Annotated in this window: 3 protein-coding genes and 1 pseudogene; all 4 read right to left on the bottom strand. The window is 50.1% G+C overall.

What is annotated here, in order from left to right; genetic code table 11:
* Positions 1-101: 101 nt before the first annotated feature.
* Positions 102-320, bottom strand: a pseudogene (locus PPL9_RS10735) (hypothetical protein); the annotation flags it as partial.
* 464 nt (positions 321-784) lie between these two features.
* Positions 785-1,915 carry a calcium-binding protein gene (locus PPL9_RS10740; protein ID WP_057462704.1) on the bottom strand — a complete coding sequence of 377 codons (1,131 nt, stop codon included), beginning with the start codon at positions 1,913-1,915 and terminating at the stop codon, positions 785-787.
* 482 nt (positions 1,916-2,397) lie between these two features.
* Positions 2,398-3,684 carry a glycosyltransferase gene (locus PPL9_RS10745; RefSeq protein WP_200962257.1) on the bottom strand — a complete coding sequence of 429 codons (1,287 nt, stop codon included), beginning with the start codon at positions 3,682-3,684 and terminating at the stop codon, positions 2,398-2,400.
* 158 nt (positions 3,685-3,842) lie between these two features.
* On the bottom strand, positions 3,843-4,113 hold a 271-nt coding region (locus tag PPL9_RS10750), incomplete at its 5' end, for a glyoxalase (RefSeq protein WP_082596734.1).

Here is a 4,113-nt window from a genome sequence, read left to right on the forward strand (position 1 = left end):
AGAGACACAATATTGGTTTCGACCGGTGGTGGAGAGGCGACGCTGCGTGTCGCGTGACCGGACAATCCTTTAGGGAAGGACGTGCCAGACAACGCATCGGTTAAAATTCCGCAGGTCTTATCAAGTGCCTCTAGGCGGTCAGATAATGCATGGTGCAAAGTGAAGAGAACGTCACGTTCACTGCTGTTCTTCATCCGCTCACTCAGCACCAGATGCTGCATATAAGCGAGGTTCTGAAGATCAGAAACAGCAAAATTTACGTCGTCAATTTCATTCTGAAGAGTATTTGTGGCGCCACAAGCGCATGCAGTGTCGTCCATAATCAAAGCCCTCACGTGGTTGGCTGTTGAATGAACCGCACGACAAACGAGCTTTCGACGGCCCGCTGGCGAGCGGGAGGTTCGAAACCTGACCACGGCAGGCGAGTTTATTCCTTCCCGAAGGAAGTATTGTATTCACCGCCCTCCCGCTCATAGCAAAGGGTTTGCGCCTTTGGAAAAAAGGCACAAAAAATCCGCTAGTTACGGGAGCGGTTACCGCTGACAAAGAGATTTCGAAGCCTCACATATGAATGTGGAATGGAACCGCCCACCTGTCAACGAAAAGTTGCAGAAGGGAAAAAGGTGTTGCTGCGGGGATACGCCGGGTGAATGGACAAAAGGGCAATTATTGCCAATAGCCACTTGTCGGGCTTATGTTGGTTACTGGGAACTCTTTTAAAAATGAGGCTGGAAAATGAGAAGTGAGCTGCCAACACAAGGTTGGCAGCAAAAATTTTGGTTTACTACGCTAGTAGGTCCATAGCTTCAGTTGTTGCTGTAGCTGCGGCTGACAAGTTGTACAGATCTGCACCAGAGAACTGATCTGTAGAAAATCCATCCAACACAGCAAAAGAGTCATCAATTTTTACGAGTGTTGACCCAATGTATTTACCTTCAAGCGAAGCAATTCCAGCAAAGGTTTCAGCAGTGATTTCTGCATTCTGAATAACCTGAGCCACCTCTCCATAGTAGCCGATGAGATCGACACCATCCGTAAAATCAGTGACAACACTGAGGCCATCACCTGGGCCAAACATGAATACGTCGGTGTCCGCACCGCCGGTCACGATATTGTTGATCCCACTACCGCCACGAATAAAGTCGACACCAGCACCGCCATCAAGTGTATCGTCTCCGTGACCACCTAGGAGAACGTCACTTCCGTCTCCACCCAGGATGGTATCATTACCCAAACTGCCTCTTAAAACGTCATTTCCAGCGGAGCCATTGATTGTAATTGTGCCGTCAGTCTGGAATTCAAGTTTTGTTAGCGTCGTACCATCAGCAAATACAAACTTTTCAATTGGAGAGGATGCACTTGCTCCACCTTGGAGTGTGATAACATCTTCAATTTCACTAAGAGGCTGCTCTGGGTTTGCCGGATCGATAATATAGATTTTCAGGTCATTTGGATTCACCGGGTCTACGGCAACCCTGACATGGTCTAAGTTGATGCCAGCACCGAACTTAATCGTGTCGTTACTACCTGAAGTATCAATGATCTTATCTTTTTCATTGCCTCGATTAAACTTGAAAGTGTCGTTTCCGCTCCCACCATATAGAATGTCGTCGCCACTCTCTCCGTCCAAGTAATCGTCGCCACTACCACCACTCACACCATCATCACCGGTACCACCGAAGAGAGTGTCATTGCCACCATCGCCACTAAGCCAATCGTCGTCTGCTTCTCCCCAAATAGTGTCTTCACCATCGCCACCAGTCAGATGATCATCACCACTCTCTCCATGGACAAAATCATTCCCGTCATTGGCGTACACTCTGTCATCACCGGCTCCCGCATATACGAGGTCATTTGCGCGATCATAGTCGGAGAATCTGTCATTGCCACTGCCGAGTCGTGTAGTCTTTAACATTTTACGCTTCCTTGAGCTTTATAAGTCTATATACAATAAGTTGCATAAATACTTTGTGCGCTTCATGCTTGTGTCTGATTGACTACCCGTGTCTTGAAAAATTAAGTTAGATTTTACTCTTTCAAAGAGTTGCAATGAAAGCGGTAGATGCGGTGCCGCTGAACACGCGGTACACATCATGATGCTCATTTGATCTATCTTCGTTGAGCAAAAGTACGCCATGTCTGCATGTGGGAAATATGCTCAGCAAAAAGTCCGTTATGCCTAGTCAAACCGCCCGCTTTATTTTTCAATCGACTGATTTCAGTGTCCCGACTATCTCGGAGCGGCGGTCTTCAATCCAACCTCGCCAACCGTAAGGAATTTATCCCGCCAGTCTTTCAAATCTGCTGCTCTCCCCCTCTCGAATTGCCTAGAGGCGCACATGAAAGCTTAAGTTGATTGAGGTGCTTAACCCATCATAGTGTGATCTGTATTCGGATTTAAACTGAGGTCTCCATGAAAGATTCTGCCACCCCGGCAAGGCTGGTCTCAATCTCTGCCACTGCTGTTCCCACGCCGTCTTCGCTTTGCAGGTGCAAGGCAAGGTCACTTGCGTTTTTCTTCAGTGAGGTGTCACTGACTGCAAGGTGAATGGAGTGCGCCAACTTGTCAGCGGTTAGGGCTTTGCGAGGTACAGGCGGAGCGCCAACGCCCAGAGCAACACTCTTTTGAGCCCAATAGGGCTGATCGCCGAAGAAGGGGCATAGAACGCAAGGCACTCCTGCTCGAAACCCTTGGGCAGTGGTTCCCATGCCGCCATGATGCACGACAGCCGCCATTTTCGGAAACAGCCACTCATGTGGAACATCAGAAATACTCAGGATATCGTCACTCTCAAGAGCATCAAACCCAGCCCAGCCGGTTGAGAGGACACCGCGAACATTTGCCTTTCGCAATGCTTCAATAAGAACCCGCTGCAACGCTTTAGGGTCCTCAACCGTCATACTGCCAAATCCAATGTAAACGGGTGGAGATCCATGCTCGAGGAAACTGCGCAGATTTGCTGGTGGTTTATAATCCCCGTCAGACTTCAAATTCCAGTAGCCGCTCATAATCGCCTCATCCGGCCAATCCTTTGGCAGGGGAACAACCCACGAGCTGATCGCATGAAGCGTCTTGATTGGTAGAGCTCCACTGGGAAACAGAACCTCATTGCGATGCCGGATTGCTGGCAGTTTCAGAGCCTTGGTGCGCAACTGATTGATCGACTTACGAAAAGCCGAATAAGAGAGTTTGACGAGTGCGTACCCCAGCTTGTTGTAGCCCGGTATAGGCAAGCGGGGCATCCCCGCCACAGGGAACTCGTTTGTTGGGACGATCATCGGCTGCAACAAACCCATCACAGCCGGAATGTTCAATGCTTCTGCAATATGAGGCGCAGCCATCACTTTGGGGTGGAAGACTATGAGACCAGGTTGAACGGCTTGTGCGGCCTGCCATGCATCACGGTTGAGCCCTTCGTTCAGCCGTCCGGATTTCTTCGCTAGCCGTGCACCTGCTGCAACTCTCTTTAAGAGCCCGGATGATCCCTCCAGCGCTGCAATCCCGTCAGGAGTGGTCATCAGATCAATCGTGTCGTTCGAAAGTGGTTCAAACGCCAGACCGAAACTCTTGACCCAGTCACCATACTTTTCAGCACTGCTGAGCGTAACCGTGTGACCACGAGCTGTAAGCCCGCAGGCCAAAGCGATAAAGGGCTCCACATCTCCGCGAGAGCCGTAGGTCAAAATGAGAATCTTAGCAGGCTGCAACATCCGGCAGAGTATAGACCGCTTTCAGTGCAATGCCATCAGGCTAAGCCCCGCCTTGCAAAGCTTACGCTCACCTCAATAAGGCACTGGTTTTTCAGTTTCCCATTGAGGTGAGCGTGTAATTGGCGCTTGTATCACGCAGGAACAGTCAGGTCCTGTGCCAACATCATCGCGTTGCCGTCTGGGTCGTAAAACGTGGCTGTGCTCACCATGCCCTCGATGGTTTCGGTCGCACCGTCAAACTTCACACCCGCAGCTTCTAAAGCGCCGCGCGCACTTTCAATATCGCCAATGCCAAAAACAGGAACGGTATTGCCGGGGGTAGGCTTTGTCTGTTCACCCAGCCCAAGTGTGACGCCAGCCGTTATTGTCTTCATCTCACTCCAGCCAGCCTCATCAATGTGA

It is taken from the genome of Pseudovibrio sp. POLY-S9 (assembly GCF_001431305.1).
Lineage (GTDB): Bacteria > Pseudomonadota > Alphaproteobacteria > Rhizobiales > Stappiaceae > Pseudovibrio.